Genomic DNA, 20609 nt, shown 5'->3' with positions numbered 1-20609 from the left:
GAGCACCGGGCTCACCCGGAGGGGTCGTAGCGGTAGCCGACGCCCCACACGGTCGCGATCCGAGCCGGAGCAGCAGGATCGGCCTCGACCTTCTCCCGCAGTCGCCGCACGTGCACCGTCACCGTGGACTGGTCGCCGAACTCCCAGCCCCACACCTCAGCCAGCAGGTCGGCACGGCTGTACGCGCGGCCCGGATGCGCCATGAGGAAGGCGAGGAGGTCGAACTCGCGCCCGGTCAGCGTCAGCTCGCCGCCGTCGCGCTCCGCCCGCCGCGCAGTGAGGTCCAGCCGGAGCGTCCCGTCGGCGAGCGCCGGGGTGGCGGCGGGGACCGGCCGGGGTCCGACGCGCCGCAGCACGGAGGAGACGCGCAGGGCGAGCTCGCGGGCGCTGAACGGCTTGCTGACGTAGTCGTCGGCGCCGAGGGAGAGTCCGAGGACGCGGTCCTCCTCGTCCCCGCGCGCGGTCAGCATGATCACCGGGACCGCGCTGCGCTCGCGCAGGCGGCGGCAGACCTCCAGGCCGTCGACGCCGGGCAGCATGAGGTCGAGCACGACGAGGTCGGGTTCCCGCTCGGCCGCCATGCGCAGCGCTTCCTCGCCGTCGCCTGCCAGCTCCACCTCGTGCCCGGCGAGTTCGAGGTAGCGGCGGACGACGTCGCGCACGGTCAGGTCGTCGTCGACGACGAGCACCCGGCCGGTCACGTCGGCCTTCGGCAGTTCCTCCATCTACGTGGTGTAACAGACAACCGCACCGTGCAGCAGTGCCGGGTCTTACGAACTGCTTACGGCGACTAGCGCGGCCACGCGCAGTGGACGTGCCCGCTGTGCCCGGCGTTGCCCGGCCCGAGCACCTCGGTCGCGCCGAACGCGCGGCACTTGTTCATGAACGTCCGGTAGCTCGGGTGGCTGGAGCTGACCGCGCGCCCGTTGATCTGGGCGACGTCGAAGGCCAGCCCCGCGTAGTGCCGCGAGTTGGTGCTGTGGTCGCCGCCGACGATCGTGGTCACGCGGAACTTGTAGCCGGCCGCGCGCATCTTGAGCATTCCGGTGAGCATGCGCTCGGTCAGCGTCACCTTCTTCACCCCGACGTCGCTCCACGGGCTGGTGGTGGCCCTGCCGCCCGCCGCGGTGTCGGCGATGTTGGCGCGCGCGGTCGACGCCGGGTGGTTGCGGCCGCTGACGTGGGAGTTGAGCAGGACGATGCCCGCGTCCGCCCTGATCTTCTTGGCGGTGGCGGCGCTGGTCAGCTCGGCGTCCGGCTCCGGCCTTGGCTCCGCGAAGGCGAGGGCGGTGCCGGAGGCTCCGAGCAGCACGGCCGTCGCGCAGGCGAGGCCGCTCAACACAAGTTTTGTTCGCGTCATCTCAGCAGGCTGGCAGCAGCCGGTTAAGGCTCGCTTTCGATCCGCCTGCTCAGCCCTTCACGGCGCCGTCGAGCATCCCCCGGATGAAGTGCCGTTGCAGGAACAGGTAGACCAGCACCACCGGCAGCGCGACGAGCACGGAGGCGGCGGCGAGCAGCGGCACACTGGTCACCGCGCGCCCGGAAAAGAAGCGCAGCCCGAGCGGAGCGGTGCGCAGCGCTTCGTCGGTCACCATGACCAGGGCGAGCAGGAACTCGTTCCAGGTCCACATGAACACCATGACGATCAGCGTCACGAGCGCCGGACGGCCCATCGGCAGCAGCACGCGCCACAACGTCTGCCAGTGCCCCGCGCCATCGAGCCGGGCCGCCTCCACCACCGACCGCGACGTCGAGCTGAAGTACGTACGCATCCAGAAAGCGCCGAAAGCCACCGACTGCGCGACCTGAGGGCCGATCAGCGCCACGTAGGTGTTGGTCAGCCCGAGGTCTCGCAGATCGAAGTACAGCGGCACGACAACGGCCTCAGCGGGCACCATGATCCCGACCAGCATCAGGTAGAACAGCGCCTGATGACCTCGGAACCGCATGGTGCCGAACGCATATCCGGCGAGCACGGACAGCACTACTGAGATCACCACGACACATGCGCTGACGATCGCGCTCGTGCCGAGGTAGCTGCCGAAATTGCCCTGCTGCCACGCCGTCACGAAGTTCTCCCAGTGCACCCCGCCCTGGCCGACGACCTCGGGCCGCAGCGCGGTGAACAGGATCGCCAGCACGGGATACAGCGCGTAGGCGGTGAACACGCCGAGAACCGCGTACGTGCCAACGCGTTCCAGTCGGGAAGCCCTCATCAGCGATCCCTCCCGGTGACCTTCGTGATGCCGAAGGTGATCAAGAACGCGAGCGCGGTCAGCGTGATCCCGATAGCGGCGGCCGAACCGACCTGTCCACTGTGGAACGCGCGGTGGTAGATCTCGTAGGACGGCACGGTGGTCGAACCGCCGGGGCCGCCCTGCGGAGTCATCACGTACACGAGATCGAACGTGCGCAGCGCCGCGATCACGGTCAGCGTCAGCGCCACACCGATCTCGGCGCGCAGCGCGGGAAGCACGACAGTGCGGAACTCCCGGGCCACCCCTCCGCCGTCGAGGCGCACGGCGTCGAACAGCTCGGTGGAGATCTTGCCGATGCCGCCGAGGAAAAGCACGACCGCGAGCCCGGTCTGCACCCACGTCCCCACGAGCCCGACCGCGATCAGCGCGGTGCCCGAGTCACCCAGCCACGCGGTGACCAGGCCGTCGAGCCCGACGAAGCGCAGCAGGTCGTTGAGCGCGCCGTCCGGGGCGAAGATCCGCTGCCACGCGATCGCGACGACGACCATCGCGACGACCTGCGGCAGGAACAACGCCGTCCGGAAGAACGCCATGCCGCGAATCCTGGTGCGGGACAAGGCGGTCGCGAGCACGAGACCGATGCTCACCGGCAGCACCGCGAAGAAGACCAGCAGCACGGCGACGTGCCCGAAGGCCGACAGGAACCCGACGTCGGCGGCGAGCGCGGCGTAGTTGTCCAGGCCGACGAACGTGCCCAGCGTCAGCCCGTCCCAGGAGAACAGGGAGATCCAACCGCTGTGCAGCAACGGAAACAGCAGGAACAGCCCGTACACGAGGAACGCCGGCAGGATGTAGAGGTAGCCGACGCGCCTCGGCTCAGCGGCCGCCACGGTTCTTGTCCAAGTCGTCCTGGAGCACCGTCAGGAACTGCTCGACGGAGAGCTGTTTGGCCAACAGCTGTTCGGTCGCTCCGGTCACCACGTCGTAGGCGGTGACCGTCGCGTAGTCCAGGTACGGCACCATCTGCGCCGAGCGCGAAGCGGTCTGCCATGCCGCGAAGACGTCCTTGTTGAGCCCGGAGACTGCCTGCTTGTCCGCCTCGGTCGCAGGCAGATTCCCGTTGTCCGCCAACACCTTCATCGCGGCGGAGTTCGTGATGAAGTCGATGTAGGCGGCAGCCGCGTCAGGGTTCTTGCTGCGCCCGCTGACCGCGAACGGCAAGCCCGTTCCACCGGTGACTGTCTGCCCGGGAGGCAGCTGGAAACCGGCCTTGTCGCCCATGGCGGCCTGCAAGTCAGCGCTCAGCCAGGTGCCGCTGACGTGGAAAACGCCCTCGCCCCTTGCGAAAGCTGCCCAGGAGTCGTCGCCCTTGATCCCCGCGAAACCCTGCGGGAAGTAGCCGTTGTCCGCCCAGGACAGCACCAGTCGCGCGGCCTGCTTGTTGGCATCGGTGTTCCAGGTGACGCCGTCGCGCCCGGTGGCGAGCCGCGTCTCCTCCTCCGCCTTGCCGTAGCGGTGCATCGCGAGGCTGAACAGGTAGGTGCCGCTGCTCTTCTCCAGGTTGCCGAACTGGATCGGCAGCTCGCCAGCGCGCTTGGCGGTGGCCAGCGCGGCGTCGAACTCCTCCCAGGTCCTCGGCGCCTGGATGCCGAGTTTGGCGAGCTTTTCCTTGTTGTAGTAGAGCCCGACCAGCTCCCCGGTCTGCGCGACGCCGTAGAGCTTGCCCTCACCGAGCACCGCGCCGCTGTCGGGGTACTTGGCGAGGCGCAGCACGGAGTCCGGCATGCGCTCGGTCCACTTGTGCGCCGTCGCGTAGCCGTCGAGCGGTTGCAGCAGACCGGCTTTGACGAACGAGCCCATGTCCTGCTTGCCGTTGTTGACCTGCACGACATCGGGCGCGTCCGCTCCGGTCAGCCCGAGCTTCACCGTGCTGCGCAGGTCGTCGAAGGACCGCGCTACCCGCTTGATCCTGATGTTGGGGAACTTGCGCTGGAACGCGTCGTTGAGCGCGGTGATCTGCTTCTCCTGACCGCCCCGGACCTCCTGGTCCCAGACCGTCAGCGTCACCTCGCCCATGGTCGCGGGGTCGGTGCGCACCTCCCCCGCCGGGCGCTCGGCGGGGCGCTGCCCGCTCGATCCCGATCCGGGGACGCACCCCGCGAGGACCAGGGACAGGGCCGCGAGAGACGCCGCGAAGCCGCGCAAGACTCCTCCTCACATCACGGGTTTCCCCGGAGGCCGATCGTCGGGCTCGCCCTGCGCACGGTGGCACACCCGTGGCTGGGCAGCAGGTCGTCGAGGAAGTGGTAGCCGCGCAGACCGTCGTCGGGACGGCAGCTCAGCGCCCGCCACCACGTCGCGATGTCGCACCAGCCCGGCGCGGAAAGCGAGCCGCCGAAGTGCTGCACCGACAGCGCCGCGCAGAGGTTGGCGAAGTGCACGCGGTCGGCGAGCGGCCACCCGGCCAGCGTGCCGAACACGAAGCCCGCGCCGAACACGTCTCCGGCTCCGGTGGGGTCGAGCGCGTTCACGTTGAGCCCGCCGACCTCGGCCTCCTCACCGGTGCGCGAGTCCACCGCGACCGCGCCGTCCGCGCCGCGCGTGACCACGACGACCGGGACGATCTCGGCGAGCTTGCGCGCGGCGGCCTTCGGGTCGTCCGTGCGGCTGTAGCGGGTCGCTTCGACGGAGTTCGGCAGGAACACGTGGTAGCCGTCGAGCAGCTCGCGCAGCATCGAGGGCGCCCACTTCTCGCTCGGGTCCCAGCCGACGTCGGCGAACAGCAGCGAGCCGTCCTGCTTGGCCTGCTTGACCCAGTTGTCGCTGTGCAGGTCCACGTGCACGAAGCACGCGCGGGTCCTCGGCGGCGGGCTGAGCAGTTCGTCGGCCCCGGTCGGCGCGGCGTGGCCGTGAGTGACCATGCTGCGGTCCTTGTTGACCGCCATGGACACCGTCAACGGCGAGTGCCAGCCGTAGAAGCGGCGCGAGTGCGTGAGGTCGACCTTCTCCTGGTTGGCCAGCACCTCCCAGCAGAAGTCGCCGTAGACGTCCTCGCCGAAGGCGGCGGCCAGCCCGGTGTTGAGCTGGAGCCTGCTCAGCGCGACGGCGAGGTTGGCGATGCCGCCGGGGCTGGAGCCCAGGCCGGTCGACCAGATCTCGGTCCCGGTCCTGGGCAGGTGCGGCAGTCCGGTGAAGATGATGTCGAGGAAGACCGTGCCGGAGAGCAGCACGTCCAGCGCCGGGGGTTCGCCGGGCAGCTTCGCTCCCGCGTCGAGGTCGACCTCGATCTCGACGTGGTCGTGGTCGTGGCGCTCGTCGTGTGGGCCATGGGGCGGCTGATGATCCACCGACAACTCCTCCCCTGCGAATTCGTGGAGTCTGCACCCGCGTGCAGAGATGTGACAAGACATGAGCATGCCACCTGGCCCGGATCGGACTTTTCCGGACTTCACTCACCAAACGATCACAGATGTGAGCGGTTTTGACTGATACTGTCCAGGTCGTGCTTCCTCAGCGCCGCCACTCGGAGATCCTGCGATGCCTGTCGCGGGACGGCTCGGCCTCCGTCACCACGCTCGCCGAGCTGCTGGACGCCAGCCACGCCACCATCCGCCGCGACCTGATCTGCCTGGAGCGCGACGGCGTGCTGACCAGGGTGCACGGCGGCGCGATGATCAGCGCCGACGCCGAGCCGCCCTTCGACTGCGCGGCGGCCGAGGACCTGGCCGACAAGGACGCCGTGGCCAGGGCCGCCGCGAGCACGGTCGCCGACGGCGAGGTGCTGCTGCTGGACATCGGCACCACCACCCACCGCCTCGCCGCGCACCTGCACGGGCGCGCGGTCACCGTCCTGACCAGCAACCTCGCCGTCTACGAAGAGCTGGTGGGCGATCACGCGGTGCAGCTGATCCTGCTCGGCGGCGTGGTGCGGCGGAACTACCGGTCGATGGTCGGCTTCCTGACCGAGGACGCGCTGCGCCAAGTGCGCGCGAACCGGCTGTTCATGGGCACGGCGGGCGTGCGCTCCGACGGCTCCGTCATGGACGACACCGTGGTCGAAGTGCCGCAGAAGCGCGCCATGCTCGCCGCGGCCGACCAGGTGGTGCTGCTCGCCGACGCGGCGAAGTTCCCCGGTGCCGGGCTGGCCAGGATCTGCGGTCCGGACGAGGTGAACGTCCTGGTCACCAACACCGGTGCGGACGAACGGACGCTCAGCGTGATGAGCGAGGCAGGGGTGGAGGTAGTGCGCGCATGAGACTGGTCGTGCTGGGCGGCGGCGGGTTCCGCGTCCCACTGGTGCATTCGAGCCTGCTGGGCGATCCCGACCGCTTGGTGGACGAGCTGGTGCTCTACGACGTCGATCCCTTGCGGCTCCAGGGCATTTCGGCGGTCCTCGACCGGCAGGCGGCTTCCTTCGACTGGCGTCCCCGGCTGCGGGTGACCACGTCCTTGGAGGACGCGGTGCGCGGGGCCGACGTCGTGTTCTCCGCGATCCGCGTCGGCGGTCTGCGCGGGCGCACCCTGGATGAGCGCGTGGCGCTCGGCGAGAACCTGCTCGGTCAGGAAACCGTTGGCGCGGGCGGGATCTGTTACGCGCTGCGAACGATCCCGGTCGCCATGGAGATCGCGTCCACTGTGGACAGACTGGCCCCGGACGCGTGGCTGATCAACTTCACCAACCCCGCGGGCATGGTCACCGAGGCCATGTCGGCGGTGCTCGGCGATCGGGTCGTGGGCATCTGCGACTCCCCCGTCGGCCTGTGCCGCCGCGTGGCTGGCGCACTGGACGTGCCCTTCGAGCGCGCGGGCTTCGACTACGTCGGGCTCAACCACCTCGGCTGGCTGCGGGCCGTGCGGGTCAACGGCCACGACCGCCTGCCCGCGCTGTTCTCCGATCCCGCCGCGCTGACGTCCTTCGAGGAGGGCAAGCTCTTCGGCGCTTCGTGGCTGCGGACGCTGCGCGCGATCCCCAACGAGTACCTGCACTACTACTACTTCGCCCGCGAAACCCTCGCTTCGGTCGCCGACCAGGCAACGACTCGCGGCGAATTCCTTCTGGCGCAACAGGATCAGTTCTACTCCAACGTGCTCTCCGCGCCCGATGCTTTGGAGCTGTGGGAAAACGTGCGCTTGGAACGCGAGGCCACCTACATGGCGGAGGGCCGCGCCGTCGCCGAGGCCGGGGAGCGCGACGCCTGCGACATGGACGGCGGTGGCTACGAGCAGGTCGCGCTCAGCCTGATGACCTCGATCGCGGGCAACACCCCCACGTCGCTGATCCTCAACGTGCGCAACCGCGGTGCTGTCCCCGGGCTGCCCGACGACGCCGTCGTCGAAGTGCCGTGCGTCGTCGACGGCAACGGCCCACGCCCCATCGCCACGGACCCGTTGCCGGAGCACGCCATCGGCCTCATGCGCCGCGTCAAGTCCTGCGAGCGCGCCGCCATCACCGCCGCCGTCCACCGCGACCGCGACCAAGCCCTCCTGGCCCTCGCCAGCCACCCCCTCACCGACTCCGTGGCCGCCGCCGAGCGCACCCTCGACGCCTACATCACCGCCTTCCCCACCCTCTCCGACCTCAAGCCCTAACCCCTGGCACCGCACTCCGCCCCCACACGAAAGCCCCGTTTGGTGCGCCGTACTCCCTGAACGGGTCGTTTGGTGCGTCTAACGCACTAAACGACCCGTTCAGTGCGCTCAACGCACCAAACGGGTCGTTCAGGGCATAAAAACGGCTCCCCGACCGTGGGGGTCGGGGAGCCGGTGAGGGGGTCGGTGGTGCGGGGGGCTACTCGAAGGTGGTGCCGGTGTCGGCCTTGGTGCGCAGGAGGGCGGGCGGGGTGAAGCGTTCGCCGTAGCGCTCGGCCAGTTCCTCGGCGCGGGCCAGGAAGCCCTTGGGGCCGCCCTCGTAGCCGTTGATGTACTGGAGCACGCCGCCGGTCCACGGCGGGAAGCCGATGCCCATGATGGAGCCGATGTTGGCGTCGGGCACGGAGGTGATCACGCCCTCCTCCACGCAGCGCACGGTCTCCAGCGCCTCAATGAACAGCAGGCGCTCGACGAGGTCCTGGAACGGCACGTCCTCGGTGTGCAGCACCGGGAACGCCTCGGCCAGGCCCGGCCACAGACCGGCGCGCTTGCCGTCGGGACCGTAGTTGTAGAAGCCGGAGCCGCCCGCGCGCCCCTCGCGGCCGAACTCCTCGACCATGCGGTCGATGACGACCTCGGCGGGGTGCGGGGTCCAGGTGCCACCGGCGTCGATGACGGCCTGCTTGGTCTCGGTGCGGATCTTGCGGCCGAGGGTCAGCGTCAGCTCGTCCATCAGCTGGAGCACCGGCGCCGGGTAGCCCGCCTGCGAGGAGACCTGCTCGATGGTCGAGGCGCTGTAGCCCTCGGCGAGCATGGCGACGCCCTCGTTGAGGAAGGTGCCGATGACGCGGCTGGTGAAGAAACCCCTGCTGTCGTTGACGACGATGGGGGTCTTGCGGATCTGCCGGACCACGTCCACCGCGCGGGCCAGCGCCTCGTCCGAGGTCTGCTCGCCGACGACGATCTCCACCAGCGGCATCTTGTCCACCGGCGAGAAGAAGTGCAGTCCGACGAAGTCCTTGCGGCGCTTGACGCCCTCGGCCAGGCCGGTGATCGGCAGCGTCGAGGTGTTGGAGGCCAGCAGCGCGTGCGGCGCCACGACGCCCTCGATCTCGCCGAAGACCTTGTGCTTCAACGCGGTGTTCTCGAAGACCGCCTCGATCACCAGGTCGCAGCCGTCGAGGTCGGCGACGTCACCGGTCGGCGTGATGCGGGCGAGCACCTCGTCACGAGCCTCAGGAGTGGACCGTCCCCGTGCGACGGCCTTGTCGAGGATCTTCTGCGAGTACGCCTTGCCCTTCTCGGCGCTCTCGGTGGAGACGTCCTTGAGCACGACCTCGATGCCGGATTTCGCGCACACGTAAGCGATTCCGGCGCCCATCATGCCCGCGCCGAGCACAGCGACCTTGGTCGCCCTCCACGAGGGGACGTCCTTCGGCCTGCTGCCGCCGGAGTTGGCGTGCTGGAGGTCGAAGAAGAACGCCTTGATCATGTTCTTCGCCACCTGGCCGGTCGCCAGGTCGACGAAGTAGCGGGTCTCGATGCGCAGCGCGGTGTCGAAGTCGACCTGCGCGCCCTCCACCGCCGCCGCGAGGATGTTGCGCGGCGCGGGCAGCGGAGCGCCCTTGAGCTGCTTGCGCAGGTTGGCCGGGAACGCGGGCAGGTTCGCCGCGAACTTCGGGTTGGACGGCGTGCCGCCGGGGATCTTGTGGCCCTTGACGTCCCACGGCTGCACGGCCTCGGGGTTGGCCTTGATCCACTCGCGAGCGCGGGAGATCAGCTCCTCCGGCGTCTGCACGATCTCGTCGATCAGGCCGGTGTCCTTGGCCTCCTGCACGCGCATCTGCTTGCCCTGCAACAGGACCTTCATCAGCGCGTCCACGATGCCGAGCATCCGCACGGTGCGCGCGACACCGCCGCCGCCGGGCAGCAGGCCCAGGGTCACCTCGGGCAGGCCGAAGCGCGCCTTCGGGTCGTCGAGCGCGATGCGGTGGTGGGTGGCCAGCGCGATCTCCAGGCCACCGCCCAGCGCGGCGCCGTTGAGCGCGGCGACGACGGGGCGCCCCAACGTCTCCAGCCTGCGCAGCGCGGCCTTCATCCGCTGCGTGGCGTCGAAGGCCAGCTGCGCGTTCTCCGGCTGGATGCGGCCGAGGTCCTTGAGGTCGCCGCCCGCGAAGAAGGTCTTCTTGGCGGAGGTCAGGATCACGCCGGTGATGCCGTCGCGCTCGGCGTGCAGCCGGTCGGTGATCTCCACGATGGAGCGCTGGAAGCCCTCGTTCATCGTGTTCGCCTGCTGGCCCGGGTCGTCGAGGGTGAGGAGGACGATGCCGTCCTCAAGCGACTCCCAGCGAATGGTCTCAGTCATTGTCCGTCTCGCTCCCGGGAATCAGACGCGCTCGATGATCGTGGCGATGCCCATGCCGCCACCGATGCAGAGGGTGGCAAGGCCGTAGCGCGCCTCGCGGCGCTCCAGCTCGTCCAGCAGCGTTCCGGTGATCATCGCACCGGTCGCGCCGAGCGGGTGGCCCATGGCGATGGCGCCACCGTTGACGTTGACCTTGTCGTGCGAGACGCCCATGTCCTGCATGAAGCGCAGCACCACGGCCGCGAACGCCTCGTTCATCTCGATCAGGTCGATGTCCTCGATGGACAGTCCGGCCTTGGCCAGCGCCTTGCGGGTGGCGGGGGCCGGGCCGGTCAGCATGATGGTCGGGTCGGCTCCGGAGAGCGCGGTGGCCACGACGCGGGCGCGCGGGGTCAGGCCGAGGTCCTTGCCGACCTGCTCGCTGCCAATCAGCACGAGCGCGGCGCCGTCGACGATGCCCGAGGAGTTGGCCGCCGTGTGCACGTGATCGATCTTCTCGACCCAGTGGTACTTCTGGAGCGCCACCGCGTCGAAGCCGCCCATCTCGCCCATCGCGGCGAAGGAGGGCTTGAGCGCGCTGAGGCTCTCCACCGTGCTGTCCGGGCGCACCTGCTCGTCGCGGTCGAGCACGACGAGGCCGTTGCGGTCGCGCACCGGGATCACGGAGCGGTTGAAGTAGCCGTTGGTCCACGCCTTGCCCGCGCGCACCTGGGACTCCACGGCGTAGGCGTCAACGGCCTCGCGGTCCCAGCCTCCGAGCGTGGCGATCAGGTCGGCGCCGATGCCCTGGGGCACGAAGCCCGTGCTGTAGCTGGTTTCCGGGTCCATCGCCCACGCGCCGCCGTCGGAGCCCATGGGCACGCGCGACATCGACTCGACGCCGCCCGCGATGACCAGGTCCTCCCAGCCGGAGCGCACCTTCTGCGCGGCGGTGTTCACGGCCTCAAGGCCGGAGGCGCAGAAGCGGTTGAGCTGCACACCGGCCACGGTGTCGGGCAGCCCGGCCGCGAGGGCGGCGGTCTTGGCGATCACCGAGCCCTGGTCGCCGACCGGGGAGACGACACCCAGGACGACGTCCTCGACGCGCTGCGGGTCCAGGTTCGGGTTGCGGTGCCGCAGCTCGTCGATCAGGCCCACGACCAGCGAGATCGGCTTGACCTCGTGCAGCGATCCGGTCTTCTTGCCGCGCCCCCGTGGGGTTCGGATCGCGTCGTAAATGAACGCTTCAGACATCTCAGCCGTGCCCTTCAGCCTCGCATCGCTACCGGCGCGTAACAAGCTCACCGCAAGTGTTACACCAGTGCTGTCACATGGGTCAAACTTGTGGCCCCGCTCACGGGAGCAGGGCGGGGCGAGGCGTGGTGGAGCGGCCGAGGCGGGCGATCGCGTCGAGCAGGTGGCGGGACGGCACGGACCACCGCAGGCGCTTCGGGATCGCCGACAGCGCCAGCCGGAACGCCCGCGCCCCCGACGTCGCGCCCGCCTCCGAGTACGCCGGACGCCCGTAGCGCACGATCGCCCAGTCCGGCAGCAACGAGTACGACAGGTGGCCCAGCGGCCGGTAACCCACGCGCGCGGGCAATCGCAGCCACGGCGGCATGGGCGGGGCGTGCAGGAAGTCGTAGACGAGGTCCGCGTCCGGCGTGCGCCGCAGCCGGGGCTTCATCGCGGAGAAGTACTCCGACATCTCCCCGATCGAGCCCGGCACGTCGCCCGCCGCGAGCCCCACCAGCTCCGCCGACCGCCGCTGCTCCGAGAAGTACTGGTCCAGGTGGGCCCGCGTGGCGGGAAACCCGGCGCGCACGGTCGCGGACGCGAAAGAGGCCACCTCGGCGCAGTGCACCCACAGCAGCAGTTCCGGGTCGTCCACCGGAAACCGCTCACCGGTCTCCTGGTCGCGCCCCTTCAACGCCTGGTGGATCCGGCGCACGCGCGCGGCGGCCTCGTGCACGTCGGCGTGGGTGCCGTAGGTCGAGAGCCCGACGAAGCTCCCGGTGCGCAACAACCGGCCCAGCGGGTCCTTGAGGAAGATCGAGTTCTGCACGACGCCCGCGACCGCACGGGGGTGCAGCGCCTGGAGGTACAGGCTGCACACGCCGCCGAGCCACATCGCCGGGTCCCCGTGCAGGTTCCACGTCACCGAGTTCGGCCCGAACAAGCCGGGGTCAACTGCCATGCGCGCCAACGTCCTCCAGTCGATATCCCTTGGGGTAGCCAGGATAAGTCCGGTTGACAGTGCCGCGCTCCAGTCGGTTCACCATCCTTTTCGGCAGCCAGCGCTCCGCCGCGCCGTGCGCGCGCAGCACCCGTTCCACGGCCCGCTCAGCGCCCGGAGATGGCTCAGCGAAGCCGAAAGCGGCCCTCAGCGGCTTGCCGAGCACCGCGAGTACGCCCTGCTCAGCCACCCCGCGCAGCGGCTGGGGGAACCAGCCGCAGAACATGGTCAGCGTCGATCTGCCGACCGCCTCGTTGCTCGGGGAGTAGCGGAAGTGATCGCGCTCGTAGTCGACGTTGAAACGCTCAAACGCCTCGAAGCTGGGCGGAATGTCCTTTATGCCCATACGTTTTCCAACTTCGCGATAGAACACGTACCCCGCGACGCGCTCGTGCTCGGTCAGCGGGCGCCAGCCGTACCGGTCGATCCACCGCACCGGCTCGTAGATGAAGGTCGACAGCACGTAGAGCATGTCGTCGTTGCTGATGTCGTAGCGCCCGTGCAGGCGGTTCATCGTGCGCAGCGCGGTCTTCCCGCGCACCGAGTCGTAGCCGTGCAACGCGAGTTCGCCCATCAGCACGCGCGTGTCGTCGTAGCGGCGCTGCGGGCGCTCCGCGAACTCGCGCGTGCGGTCGACCAGCCGCGAGATGCTTGGCACGCAGAACGTCCGGAACAGCGCGAGCTCCAACGCGCGCGTGTAGTCCCACGGCAGCTCCAGCCCCGCAGACGTTCTGTAGATCAACAAGTGGTGTTCCACCGGGTCAAGCCGCTCGATCAGCCGCACGCGGTCAAGCCGCCCGAACCCTGCCCTGGAAGGTGTTCTGCCCATGGGAGGAGCGTATGAACCGGGAAACCGCCGTCCCGGCACCGCGAGGGTGGTGGAGTCAGGAGAAGACCTAGAGCCCCATCGAGCGGCCGACGATCTCCTTCATGATCTCAGTGGTGCCGCCGTAGATCGTCTGCACGCGCGAGTCCAGGTACGCCTTGGCGATCGGGTACTCCATCATGTAGCCGTAGCCGCCGTGCAGCTGAAGGCACCGGTCGACGACCTTCACCTGGAGCTCCGTCGTCCACCACTTCGCCATGGCCGCGTGCTCGACGCTGAGGGCGTCGGAGAGGTGCTCGGTGATGCAGCGGTCCACGAAGACGCGCGCGATCTGGGCCTCGGTCGCCATCTCGGCCAGCTCGAAGCGGGTGTTCTGGAACTTGCCGATGGGGCGACCGAAAGCCTTGCGCTCCAAGCAGTACTGCTTCGTCTGCGCGATGACGAGTTCGACGGCGGCCACAGCGGCGACAGCGATGGACAGCCGTTCGCGGGGCAGGTTCTGCATCAGGTAGACGAAGCCCATCCCCTCCTGCCCCAGCAGGTTCGCGGCGGGAACGCGCACGTCGGAGAAGAACAGTTCGGCGGTGTCCTGTGCCTTCAAGCCAATTTTATCGAGGTTTCGGCCACGCTCGAAACCTGGCATGCCGCGCTCCACCACGAGCAGGCTGATGCCCTGGTGACCCGCATCGGGATCTGTGCGCGCGACGACGATCACCACATCGGCGTGGATACCGTTGGAGATGAAGGTCTTGGAGCCGTTGAGCACGTAGTCGTCGCCGTCCCGGGCCGCCGTCGCGGTGATCCCCTGGAGGTCCGAGCCGACGCCGGGCTCAGTCATCGCGATGGCGCCGACCAGCTCGCCGGAACAGAATCCCGGCAGCCACCGGCGTTTCTGCTCCTCGGTGGCGAGCTTCAGCAGGTAGGGCACGATGATGTCGTTGTGCACCGGGAAACCGACGCCGCTCGCTCCGACCCTGACCAGCTCCTCGTCGAGGATCACCTGGTAGCGGTAGTCCTCGACGCCCCCGCCACCGAGGGATTCCGGCACGTCCATGCCGAGCAGGCCCTGCGCTCCGGCCTTCGTCCACAGCTCGCGGCTGACGATGCCGTCGGCCTCCCACTGCGCGTGGTGGGGCTCGATCTCCTTGGCCACGAAGGTCCTCGCGGCGTCGCGGAACGCGTCGTGGTCGGCGGTGAACAGCTCGCGGCGCATCTCAGTCCTCGCTTCTCTGGTGCGCGGCACCGGATTCGATGAGTTCGTCCACATCGGACAGACCCCACTCGGAGAGCACGGCCCTGGTGTGACTGCCCGCCGCGGCCGGAACGCCGACCGGGGGCGCCGGAGTGCCGGAGAAGCGCGGCGCCGGCGCGGGCTGCACGACTCCGCCCGGCGCCACGAAGACACCGCGAGCCTTGTTGTGCGGGTGTTCCGCTGCCTCGGTCAGGCCGAGCACCGGGGACACGCACGCGTCGGTGCCGTCGAAGACCTTGGTCCACTCGTCGCGGGTCCGGCTCACGAAGATCTCCGCGATGCGCCGCCGCAGCTCCGGCCAGTTCGCGGGATCGCCCCGGTCCGGCAAGCCATCAGGGGCCAGCAAGCGCGCGAACTCCGCGTAGAACTGGGGTTCCAGTGCGCCGACGGCCATGTGACCGCCGTCCGAGGTCTCGTACACGTCGTAGAACGGAGCGCCGGTGTCGAGCAGGTTCACGCCGCGCTGGTCCTGCCAACCGCCGCTGGCGACGAGGCCGTGGATCATCGCGCTGAGGTGCGCCGTGCCGTCCACGATCGCCGCGTCCACGACCTGGCCCCGCCCGGTGCGCCCCGCCTGGATCACCGCGGAGAGCACGCCGACCGCGAGGTACATCGCCCCGCCGCCGAAGTCCCCGACCAGGTTCATCGGCACCTGCGGCGGCCCGCCCGCGCGCCCGAACGCGTGCAGCGCGCCGGTGATCGCGACGTAGCCGATGTCGTGCCCGGCGGAGGAGGCGAGCGGACCGTCCTGCCCCCACCCGGTCATCCGCCCGTAGACGAGCTTGGGGTTGCGCGCCATGCACTGCTCCGGGCCGATGCCCAGCCGCTCCGCAACGCCGGGACGGAAGCCTTCGATGAGCACATCTGCCTTCTCCGCCAAGCGAAGCACGACCTCGGCACCACGCTCGTGCTTGAGGTCGACCACCACTTCGCGGCGGCCTCGGCCGAGCACGTCGGCGGCGTTCCTGGGCAGCATCCCGCCGCCTCCGGGGCGGTCGACGCGGACCACCTCGGCGCCGAGGTCGGCCAGCAGCATGCCGCAGAACGGCGCGGGCCCGAGCCCGGCCAGCTCGACGACCCTGACTCCGGAGAGCGGACCCGGCACCACGCACCGCCTTCGCATCGGGAAGACCTGAACGTGGCTAGTGTTACAGTCCTGGTGTCACATCAGTCAAGGAGAGATGATGGCCGAGCACGAGGCGCAGTACACCGTGGACGAGCTGGCCGTTCGAGCCGGAGTCACGGTGCGCACCGTGCGCTTCTACGCGGGCCGCTCCCTGCTGCCGCCGCCTCGTCTGCGCGGTCGTGTCGGTCTCTACGGCCCCGTGCACCTGGCCCGGTTGGAGCTGATCCGCGAGCTCCAGGCGCTCGGTTTCACCCTGGCCGCCGTCGAGCGGCACCTCCAGCGCATCCCCGACGACGCCTCCGCCGAGGACCTGGCGTTGCAGCGCGCGCTGCTCACGCCGTGGGTGGCCGAGACGCGCGAGGAGGTCGAGCTGCACGAGCTGAGCCGCCGCGCCGGTCGCCAGCTCGACGAGGACACCCTCGAGCAGCTCGTCTCGCTCGGCGTGCTGGAGCGCACCGACGGCCCCGGGTTCACGCTGCTCAACCCGACGTTGCTGGCCAACGGCCTGGAGATCATCGACCTCGGCATGCCGCCGGAGATGCTGCACGCGGCGAAGAAGGTCGTCGAACGGCACGTGGTGGCCATGGCCGCCGAGCTGCAAGAGCTGTTCGAGGACAACGTCCTTCGCCCCTACGTCGCACAGGGCCGCCAGGCAGGGGACCGCGAACGGGTCCGCCAGATCACCGACAAACTCAAGCCCGTCACCATCCAGGCCCTGGTCAGCGGCTTCGAACGCGCCGTCAACCACACTCTCCGCCGCAAGGTCTCCGGCTCCTGACCTGCGCATTGCAGATCCGCGCAAGGTCAGCGGTGCAGCATCCTCACCGCGCCGAGGGGTGGGCGCGGTGCGTCGCTACGCGGTGTACCGCGCCCCGGCTCGCTTGCCGTACCAGGACGTCCACACCAACGCGGCGGTGATGATCACGGCGGGCATCACCGACGAGAGGCCGATGGCCGCGTCCAAGGGGAACAGGAAGGCAACGGGAACGCGCAGCGCGGCCTCGCCGACCAACGACAGCGCCCACACCAACGTGATCACCGTGAAGATCCGCCGGAAGCCGGATTCCTCGGCGTAGAGCGATTCCCAGCGTCGCACGAGCTCCTTCTCGCCGGAGCGGACGCGCTTGGCGACGGTGAACGCGGCGGGCGCGCCGAACACGCACGTGCCGAGCAGGAACAACCCGAGCACTCCGGTCGTGCCGGACTGCAACACCAACAGCATGCGCTCCTCGCCGGTCACGAAGGACAGCGCGAGGCCGACGCCGAACATCAGCAGCATCACCATGGAGATCGCGTCGAAGGTCCTGCGCCGCCACGCCGCGTAGCCGACCCGCGCGCCCGCGACGAGCGTGGCCGCGAGCAGCGCGTGGTACTCCGCGAACCCGAGTGCGCGAGCCCCGTAGTAGGCGCCGAGCGGGAGGCCGACGTCGAACAACAACACCGGCACGATCGACTTCTTGCTGGACTTCGGCACCTTGCCTCCCCACAGCGCGACGAGCGAGGACAGCGAACCACACGGATTCCCCACCACGACGGGAAATCAGTGTCCCTATGAGGCGCCTCAGCAGAATGACTGAGCCAAACCCGCCTCACTCAGAGGTGTGCGTTCCCTGGCGCGGCACTGCGGCGGCGCACGCCCGGTGCGAGGGTCGGAGCATGCACCGCCTCACGCCGCCGCTGTTCCTCCTGGCCGCGCTCCTCGCCGCGCCGGGCACCGCGAACGCGGGCGAGGACACGAAAACGGTCAGCTACCACGGCTACGAGATCGACGTGCCCGCCTCGTGGGAGGTGGTGAACCTGGAGAGCGCGCCGAGCACCTGCGTCCGCTTCGACAAGCACGCCGTCTACCTCGGGCACCCCGGCCAGGCGCAGAACTGCCCCGCGCAGGAGAAGAGGACCGACGCGCTTCTCCTGGAGCCGGTGGAGAACGCCAAGCCCAGCACCGAGATCGTCACCAGGCTGCCGTCCTACGTGGCGAAGCCGACGCAGCTGCCGTACGCGCCCGAGTTCTCCATGGTGGTCAGCGCGGCGGGCGTGCTGGTGACCGTGAGCCGGGGCGAGGACAAGGCGCAGATCGCCCAGGTGCTCGACACCGGCCGCATCACCCCGGCAACCGCTCCCCCGAACCCCTGACCACGAGCGCGGATCATCGGCGCGCGGGGAACTGCTCTCCGGTCGGCGGCAGGAACCTCCTGCGGTACAAGGCTTCGTAGCGCGCGGAGACGACGGGCCCCGCCGTGACCTCGGTCCGCTCCACTCCCGGGTCCACCGACGCGAGACCGGCGGCGGGCGCGGCCAGCAGTGCGGCGCCGACCAGGGTGGGGTCCCCGTTCACCGTGGTGGTGGGCCACGGGTTGACCGCGGCCTTGATCTGCGCCCAGCCCGGAAGTCGTTCTCCGCCAAGCACTGTGACACGTGCGGGAAGCACGTTGGTGATCGCGGCGATCTCTTCCGACACCCAGCGCGCGTGGAACGCGGTGCCCTCCAGCACGGCAGCGGCCAGGTCGGCGAGATTGTGCCGCTCGGTCACCCCGCGCAGCGCGAGCCGGCGGTGCGGTCGCGGTTGCGGCGCCGCGCAGCCGTGCAGGTACGGCTCGACGACAACGCCGGTCGGCCGCTCGGTGCTCTCCGCGACGAGGTCGATGAAACGCTTCACCGCGTCCTCGCCGGCGTCGCGCTCAGCCAGCATCCGCCGCACGAACCACTCCGCGAGCGCGCCACTGCCCGGCAGCTCGCCGATCATGCACCAGCGCGAGCCGTCCACGTAGCGCCCCGCGCTGGTTCCCGTCGCGACCAGAGCGGACGGGTCGGCGAGCCGGTCGGCGACCGCGATCACCGCTTCCGTCGAGCCCGCCGAATCGGCGAGCTGGCCGGGCGCCCGCACCCCGGCCGCGTACGCGCCGACGAGGTGGTCGTGCCCGGCGATGACAACCGGTGTGCCCGCGTACAGGCCGGTGCCGACCGCGACGGACTCGGTGACCTGACCCGTGACCTCACCGCGCGCCAGCACCGGCGGCAGCTGCGAGCGGCGGAGTCCCGCCAGTGCGAGGAGATCCGCGTCGAACTCGCCGCTGCGCACGTCGAAGGCCATCGTGCGCTGGGCGAGCGTGACGTTCGTGCTCAGCTCCCCCGTCAGCGCGAGAGCGACCAGGTCCGCGACACTCACCCAGCACCGCGTCTTGCGCAGCACTCCGGCCGCGTTCTCGCGCAGCCACAACCACTTCGGCAGCGGGTGGCGCGCGTGCACCGGGAGCCCGGTCGTCGCGGCCAACGACACCGCGCCCAGCTCGCGGTCCAGCCACGCGGTCTGCGCCGCTGCCCGTCCGTCGGCCCAGGAAAGCATGGGGTGCAACGGTTTCAGGTCCGCGTCGAGGGCGACTCCGGTCTCCGCCATGCTCGCGACGCCGATGGCCTCCGGCGCCGTGCCCGCGACGCTGACGCACTCCGCGAGGCAGTCCAGCACCACCCGGACGATCCGCTCGGCGTCGTAGTGCTGGCCGCCCTGCCCGCGCGGGGTCGGCCGCACCAGCCGCACGACCGGGACGCCGTCCACGCCGAAGAGGCCGACCTTGGTGTTGGCGCTGCCGACGTCGACCCCGGCGAGCAGGCGGCGCGGTGCGCCACCGGCCGGTCCGGCCGGTCCGGCCGATCCGGCTGAGGAGGTGCTCACCCGGCGAACGCGCTGACGAGCCTGCGCAGCGCGTCGTCCTCGCCGACGGAGCCGGGAACCACCACGAACGGCCGGTTCTCCAGCAACCACAGCGGAACGCCCGGCATCAGCTGCCCGGCGACCGTCGCGCGGCGCGCCCGGAACCCGTCGGTGGCGACCCTGGAGGAGGTGATGCCGCCCTTGACGATCACGCTGTCCACGTCGTTGGCGACCACCGAGACGATCTCGGTGATCGAGTCCAGCAACATGGTCGGGGTGTCCGGTCCCCCGTGCTCGGAGCGCTCGGTGCTCAGCATCGCCACCCCGCGCTCGTCCAGCTCGGCGGTGATCCGCGTGGTCAGCTCGCCGACCATGTCGGGGCAGCCGCCGATCGAGGCGGCCGTGGAGATCTCGATCCGCCGGTTCGCCAGCTCGCCGAGCGCGTCCACCTGCCTGGTGCTGGTCTCGCTGACCGATCCGCAGATCACCAGCAGCCTGCCGCGCCCGCTGAGCTTGGCCTCGTCGATCGTGCGCGAGCGCAGGCACGCGCGCACCGACGCGAAGGACACCCCGCAGCGGGTGACGACGGACTTGCCGGAGCGCTCGGCGGCGATCAGGCCTTCGGAGATCGTCTCCAGGTCCGCGTGCTCGGTGGCGTCGGGCACGACCACCTCGTGCGGCCCGGCGTCGAAGAGCGCGTCCCGCACCGCCGCGTAGCCGCGCTCGCGCAGCACGTCCAGGCCGACCGTGCGTGCTTTCCACCGGCCCTGGGTGACCTCGTCGACCCAGTCCGCGATGGAGTGGCTGCGGTAGCCGAAGACGCTGTCGCGCGCGAACGCCGTGTCAGCGGCCGGGACCGCCGTGCCGTCGACGCTGATGTAGTGCACGCCGTCCCTGGTGAACCGGCCGCGCTCCAGGAACGCCGGGACGAACAGCCCCGAGGTGTTCTGCGCGACGGCTTCCATCTCCGGGAAGACGTGCCCGCGCAGCGCGGAGTCCCCTCGTAAGAGAAACGCGACGTCCTGGCCGGTGGCCTTGGCGGCCGTCCTGGCCTGTTCGACGATGCCGGAGACCATCGCCGCCGCCGTGGAGCGGGGCAGGCCTCGGGTGTTGGACAAGGCGAACACGGCCTTGCGAGGGCCGCGCAGGAACGCGTCGAAGGCGGCGGTGTCCGGACGCAGCACGACGTCGATGTCGGAAGCCGTGTGGGTCCCGGTGGGGTCGTCGTCGATGATGACGACCCTGCGGTGGTCGGCGGCGGCGGCGAACACCTCATGGGTGGCAACAGTCAAGACCGGTCCAGCCAGTGAGCGATGAGCGGTGTGATGCAGGGCACTGCCGAACCTCTCGCATTCGGGTGTGAGCTGTCAACAATCTGACGACCCTTCG

General features: G+C 70.0%; 19 protein-coding genes. 4 read left to right on the top strand and 15 right to left on the bottom strand.

Annotated elements, in window-relative coordinates; all coding sequences use genetic code 11:
- Positions 1-11: 11 nt before the first annotated feature.
- The 6 genes from ABD798_RS16210 to ABD798_RS16185 form a co-directional block, all read right to left on the bottom strand.
- Positions 12-725 carry a response regulator transcription factor gene (locus ABD798_RS16210; protein WP_344875499.1) on the bottom strand — a complete coding sequence of 238 codons (714 nt, stop codon included), beginning with the start codon at positions 723-725 and terminating at the stop codon, positions 12-14.
- A gap of 65 nt (positions 726-790) precedes the next feature.
- Positions 791-1360, bottom strand: a complete 570-nt coding sequence (locus ABD798_RS16205; RefSeq protein ID WP_344875497.1) for a carboxypeptidase — start codon at positions 1358-1360, stop codon at positions 791-793.
- 49 nt (positions 1361-1409) lie between these two features.
- Positions 1410-2216 carry a carbohydrate ABC transporter permease gene (locus ABD798_RS16200; RefSeq protein WP_344875495.1) on the bottom strand — a complete coding sequence of 269 codons (807 nt, stop codon included), beginning with the start codon at positions 2214-2216 and terminating at the stop codon, positions 1410-1412.
- Positions 2216-3088 (bottom strand): carbohydrate ABC transporter permease, encoded by an 873-nt coding sequence (locus tag ABD798_RS16195; RefSeq protein WP_344875493.1) that lies wholly within the window; start codon positions 3086-3088, stop codon positions 2216-2218. The genes ABD798_RS16200 and ABD798_RS16195 overlap by 1 nt, the downstream gene beginning before the upstream one ends.
- Complete coding sequence (locus ABD798_RS16190; protein ID WP_344875491.1) at positions 3075-4403, bottom strand: extracellular solute-binding protein; 1329 nt, start codon at positions 4401-4403, stop codon at positions 3075-3077. The genes ABD798_RS16195 and ABD798_RS16190 overlap by 14 nt, the downstream gene beginning before the upstream one ends.
- A gap of 14 nt (positions 4404-4417) precedes the next feature.
- Entirely contained in the window at positions 4418-5545 is a 1128-nt protein-coding gene (locus tag ABD798_RS16185; RefSeq protein ID WP_344875489.1) for a carbohydrate kinase family protein, read from the bottom strand.
- Positions 5546-5700: 155 nt separating this feature from the next.
- On the opposite strand from ABD798_RS16185, the gene ABD798_RS16180 reads away from it, so the two are divergent.
- Together ABD798_RS16180 and ABD798_RS16175 are read left to right on the top strand one after the other, a co-directional pair.
- Positions 5701-6453 (top strand): DeoR/GlpR family DNA-binding transcription regulator, encoded by a 753-nt coding sequence (locus ABD798_RS16180; protein WP_344875487.1) that lies wholly within the window; start codon positions 5701-5703, stop codon positions 6451-6453.
- Positions 6450-7787 carry a 6-phospho-beta-glucosidase gene (locus tag ABD798_RS16175; RefSeq protein WP_344875485.1) on the top strand — a complete coding sequence of 446 codons (1338 nt, stop codon included), beginning with the start codon at positions 6450-6452 and terminating at the stop codon, positions 7785-7787. The genes ABD798_RS16180 and ABD798_RS16175 overlap by 4 nt, the downstream gene beginning before the upstream one ends.
- Before the next feature lie 199 nt (positions 7788-7986).
- Here the strand turns inward: ABD798_RS16175 and ABD798_RS16170 are convergent, their stop codons facing one another.
- From ABD798_RS16170 to ABD798_RS16145, 6 genes are all read right to left on the bottom strand, one after another.
- Positions 7987-10152 carry a 3-hydroxyacyl-CoA dehydrogenase NAD-binding domain-containing protein gene (locus tag ABD798_RS16170; protein ID WP_344875483.1) on the bottom strand — a complete coding sequence of 722 codons (2166 nt, stop codon included), beginning with the start codon at positions 10150-10152 and terminating at the stop codon, positions 7987-7989.
- A gap of 21 nt (positions 10153-10173) precedes the next feature.
- Complete coding sequence (locus ABD798_RS16165; protein ID WP_344875481.1) at positions 10174-11385, bottom strand: acetyl-CoA C-acetyltransferase; 1212 nt, start codon at positions 11383-11385, stop codon at positions 10174-10176.
- Positions 11386-11485: 100 nt separating this feature from the next.
- Entirely contained in the window at positions 11486-12328 is an 843-nt protein-coding gene (locus tag ABD798_RS16160) for an oxygenase MpaB family protein (protein ID WP_344875479.1), read from the bottom strand.
- A complete protein-coding gene (locus ABD798_RS16155; protein WP_344875477.1) occupies positions 12318-13196 on the bottom strand; it encodes an oxygenase MpaB family protein in 879 nt (292 codons plus the stop codon). The genes ABD798_RS16160 and ABD798_RS16155 overlap by 11 nt, the downstream gene beginning before the upstream one ends.
- A 67-nt stretch (positions 13197-13263) precedes the next feature.
- Positions 13264-14406 carry an acyl-CoA dehydrogenase family protein gene (locus tag ABD798_RS16150; protein ID WP_344875475.1) on the bottom strand — a complete coding sequence of 381 codons (1143 nt, stop codon included), beginning with the start codon at positions 14404-14406 and terminating at the stop codon, positions 13264-13266.
- 1 nt (position 14407) lies between these two features.
- Positions 14408-15568, bottom strand: coding sequence for a CaiB/BaiF CoA transferase family protein (locus ABD798_RS16145; RefSeq protein ID WP_344875473.1), 1161 nt, complete (start codon positions 15566-15568; stop codon positions 14408-14410).
- Positions 15569-15629: 61 nt separating this feature from the next.
- Here ABD798_RS16145 and ABD798_RS16140 point away from each other — a divergent pair, with 61 nt between their 5' ends.
- Positions 15630-16349: a MerR family transcriptional regulator gene (locus ABD798_RS16140; RefSeq protein WP_344875471.1), complete on the top strand. Its 720-nt coding sequence runs from the start codon at positions 15630-15632 to the stop codon at positions 16347-16349.
- A 75-nt stretch (positions 16350-16424) separates the two neighbouring features.
- On the opposite strand, the gene ABD798_RS16135 is transcribed toward ABD798_RS16140, so the two are convergent.
- The gene (locus ABD798_RS16135) at positions 16425-17045 is read right to left on the bottom strand and encodes a VC0807 family protein (RefSeq protein ID WP_344875469.1); all 621 of its coding nucleotides are present in this window, start codon (positions 17043-17045) and stop codon (positions 16425-16427) included.
- 182 nt (positions 17046-17227) lie between these two features.
- Here ABD798_RS16135 and ABD798_RS16130 point away from each other — a divergent pair, with 182 nt between their 5' ends.
- Positions 17228-17704: a hypothetical protein gene (locus ABD798_RS16130; RefSeq protein ID WP_344875467.1), complete on the top strand. Its 477-nt coding sequence runs from the start codon at positions 17228-17230 to the stop codon at positions 17702-17704.
- A 13-nt stretch (positions 17705-17717) separates the two neighbouring features.
- Here the strand turns inward: ABD798_RS16130 and ABD798_RS16125 are convergent, their stop codons facing one another.
- Together ABD798_RS16125 and ABD798_RS16120 are read right to left on the bottom strand one after the other, a co-directional pair.
- On the bottom strand, positions 17718-19241 hold the full coding sequence (locus tag ABD798_RS16125) for an FGGY-family carbohydrate kinase (protein ID WP_344875465.1): 1524 nt from the start codon (positions 19239-19241) through the stop codon (positions 17718-17720).
- Positions 19238-20512, bottom strand: coding sequence for a four-carbon acid sugar kinase family protein (locus tag ABD798_RS16120; protein ID WP_344875463.1), 1275 nt, complete (start codon positions 20510-20512; stop codon positions 19238-19240). The genes ABD798_RS16125 and ABD798_RS16120 overlap by 4 nt, the downstream gene beginning before the upstream one ends.
- Positions 20513-20609 lie beyond the last annotated feature (97 nt).

Source organism: Allokutzneria multivorans, from assembly GCF_039537405.1.
Taxonomy (GTDB): Bacteria; Actinomycetota; Actinomycetes; order Mycobacteriales; family Pseudonocardiaceae; genus Allokutzneria; species Allokutzneria multivorans.
This window is presented reverse-complemented; position numbering and strand designations above follow the sequence as displayed.